At 74.1% G+C, this 3,661-nt stretch carries 1 protein-coding gene; it reads right to left on the reverse strand.

Translation table 11 applies throughout. The features are described from left to right. Positions 1–17 precede the first annotated feature (17 nt). Positions 18–3,661: SDR family NAD(P)-dependent oxidoreductase (locus SSBG_RS04750; RefSeq protein ID WP_037868952.1), on the reverse strand; the 3,644-nt coding region annotated here is incomplete at its 5' end.

A 3,661-nucleotide genomic window follows, 5' to 3' on the forward strand; every position in this document is an offset into this window, starting at 1 on the left:
CCGACCGGGTCGGGTCGTCAGGCGGTTTCGGTGGCCGGCCGGCCGACGAACTTGTCCGTGAGCTGCGGCGCCGAGATCACGGACACCTCGTCCCAGACGGTGAGGACCGTGCCGTCGGGGGCGCAGGCGGTGACGGTGAGGCGGGCCGGTCCGCCGTCCGGGGCCGCGACGGGCTCCACCACGACGAGGAACGTCTCGCTGCCGGGCAGCGGCTGGTGCAGGGCGGCGCGGCCGACGGAGAGCGGGAGCCCGGCCGTGCCGCGGAAGCGCCGTACCCATACGAGGGCCGCCTGGAGCAGCAGGTCGGCGGCGCCGGGGGCGTAGCGGTGACCGCTGAACGCGCCGTCCGCGAGGGGCGGTTCGGGCAGCGAGCACTCCAGGACGAGGCGCGATTCCTCGTCGGCGAGGACGCGCCGCAGGCCGCGCAGGGACGGGCCGTGGAAGAGGGTGCCGTCGCGGTAGAGGCCGTCGGCCGCCGTCCCGCCGCCGAGGGCGGGCAGTCCGGTCAGGGGCGCGGGCTGCGGCGCGGCGGTGGTGTCCAGGACGGCCGCGTAGTGCGGGCGGGGCGGGCCGCCGGCGGTCTCGGAGCGCAGGGCGGCCGTCACCGTGCCCTCCTCCCCCGGCGCGGGCGTGAGGGTCACGTCGAGCGCGGCGGGCTCGGTGCCGTCGAAGACGATGCCCTTGTGCACCGCGAAGTCCCTGACGGTGCGGACCTCCTGGCCGGTGACGCGTTCGGCGAGGCCGACCGCGAGGCCCAGGGCGAGCGCGGCGGGCAGCACGGGGGCGTCCCCGATGACGTGGTCGCCGAGCACGGCCTCGCCGGTCAGCGGCGCGAGGGCGCGGCGGACGGTGACGGGCGTGGCGGGGGCGGTGTCCGGTTCGGAGAGCGGCGTGGTGGGGCCGAGGACGGTGACGACGTCGTCGGCGTGCGCGGCGGCGAACTGCTCGGCGAACAGCTCCGCGCCCAGCTCGCGCGGGATGAGGGCGATGCCGCGTTCGGCGAACACGGCCTTGATCTGCGGGGAGACCATGCCGCTGTCCCAGGCGCCCCAGTTGAGGGAGGTGACGCGGGCGCGGGGGTGGCGGCGCTTGAAGGCGGACGCCCAGGTGTTGAGGGTCTCGTTGGCCATCGCGTAGTCGGACTGGCCCCGGTTGCCGAAGAACCCGGCGACGGAGGAGAACAGCACGACGTGGCGCAGGGTGTCCTCGTCCAGGGCCGCGGTCACCGCGCGCAGGCCGGTGAGCTTCGGTGCGAAGACCCGCTCGATCTCGCTGGCCTTCTTCTGCGCGACGAGCTGGTCCGCGAGGACGCCCGCGCCGTGCACGAGGCCGGTGACCCGGTCCCGGTAGGGGGCGAGGGCGGCAGCGACGGCCTGCGGGTCGGTGATGTCGACGGCGAGGTAGTGGGCGTCGGAACCGGCGGCGCGCAGCCCCTCCAGGGTCTCGCGGATCTCACGGCAGCCGGTGACGGTCCGGTACGCCTCCTCGACCCGCTTGGGCGTGGGCTTCTCGCCCGCCGCCTTCAGGTCGGCGACGGCGGCGGCCTTCAGCGCGGCGGCGTCGTGCACCCCTCGCGCCCAGGCGGGTTCGTCCACGAGGGGGGTGCGGCCGAGCAGGAGCAGGCCGGTGCGGTGCCGCCGGGCGAGTTCGGCGACGCAGACGGCGGTGATGCCGCGCGCGCCGCCGGTGACGACGAGGAGGTCCTGCGGGCCGACGGGCTCCGTCGCGGCGCCCTCGGGGTGCGGGGCGCGGGCGCCGACGGTGAGGGTGACGCGGCGGGTGCCGTCGTGCCCGGTCTGGACGGGGGTGGTGGCGGCATCGCGGGTCTCGGCGAGGACCAGTTCGGCGGCGGTGTCCGCGTCGAGGCGCGGGGCGAGGTCCACGGCCCGGCAGAAGACCCGGGGCGCCTCCACGGCGAGGGTCTTCACCAGCCCGGCGACTCCGCCGAGGGGGGTACGGGCCTCGTCCACCCCGGTGACGCCGAAGGCGCCGTCGAGCCGGGTGACGGTGGTGTAGGCGGTACGGCCGTTCGCGGCACCCGCGGTCAGCGGCTCCACGAGGTGCTTGGCGGTGAGCAGGGTGTGCGCGAGGCGGCGGACCGCCTCGGCCCAGTCGGCCGGCTCCTTGGTGCACAGGTCAAGGACGAGGCTGACGCCCTCGGTGACGATCTCCCCGGTGCGGGCGGAGAGTTCGTTGACGCCCCAGCCGGTCAGGGCGTGATCGACGGCGCCGTCGACGCGCTGCGGGACGCCGGGCAGGCGCAGGACGTGCACCTTCCACCCCTGGCCCTGCAAGCGCGCGGCGAGCGTGGGGGCCAGCTCACCACCGTCGTCCACCAGGAGGGCGGCCGAGGACTCGGGGTAGGCCGCGAGGAGTTCGTCCGGGGCGGGGAGGGTGACGAGGGCGGCCTGCGCGCGGCCTATTCGGGGCGGTTCGGGGTCGGCGGGGACCGGCGCGGGGACGGCCGTCGCGGCCGCTCCCGGGGCGGTGGCGGGGGCGGGAGCGGCCTCGGCGGGACCCCCGGCGATGAGGGACACGATGTCCTGCAACGTCCGCAGTTCACCGAGCTGTTCAGGACCGGCGGCGGGCGCACCAGCGGCGAAACGCTCGTGGAGCACCCCCATGATCTCCACCCGCTTGATGGAGTCGATCCCCAGATCGGCCTCCACATCCATCCCCAACTCCAGCATCTCCGCCGGATAACCCGTCTTGCCCGCCACGACATCCAGCAGGGCGGCGGACACCTCGTCGGCCGAGGGACCGGCGACGGAAGCGGAAACAGCGGCGGCGGGAGCGGGAGCGGTGGCAGCGGGGGTCGCGTCGGCGGGACCCCCGGCGATGAAGGACACGATGTCCTGCAACGTCCGCAGCTCACCGAGCTGTTCAGGACCAGCGGCGGGCGCACCAGCGGCGAAACGCTCGTGGAGCACCCCCATGATCTCCACCCGCTTGATGGAGTCGATCCCCAGATCGGCCTCCACATCCATCCCCAACTCCAGCATCTCCGCCGGATAACCCGTCTTGCCCGCCACGACATCCAGCAGGGCGGCGGACACCTCGTCGGCCGAGGGACCGGCGACGGAAGCGGAAACAGCGGCGGCGGGAGCGGGAGCGGTGGCGGCGGGGGTCGCGTCGGCGGGACCCCCGGCGATGAAGGACACGATGTCCTGCAACGTCCGCAGCTCACCAAGCTGCTCAGGACCAGCGGCGGGCGCACCAGCGGCGAAACGCTCGTGCAACACCCCCATGATCTCCACCCGCTTGATGGAGTCGATCCCCAGATCGGCCTCCACATCCATCCCCAACTCCAGCATCTCCGCCGGATAACCCGTCTTACCGGCGACGACATCCAGCAGCGCGGCGGACACCTCGTCGGCCGAAGGACCGGCGACGGAAGCGGAAACAGCGGCGGCGGGAGCGGGAGCCGACGTCACACCGGCAGCGGGACCACTGGCCACGAACGACACGATGTCCTGCAACGTCCGCAGCTCACCAAGCTGTTCAGGACCGGCGGCGGGCGCACCAGCGGCGAAACGCTCGTGCAACACCCCCATGATCTCCACCCGCTTGATGGAGTCGATCCCCAGATCGGCCTCCACATCCATCCCCAACTCCAGCATCTCCGCCGGATAACCCGTCTTGCCCGCCACCACGTCCAGCA

The sequence above is a fragment of the Streptomyces sp. SPB074 genome (genome assembly GCF_000154905.1).
Classification (GTDB): Bacteria; Actinomycetota; Actinomycetes; order Streptomycetales; family Streptomycetaceae; genus Streptomyces.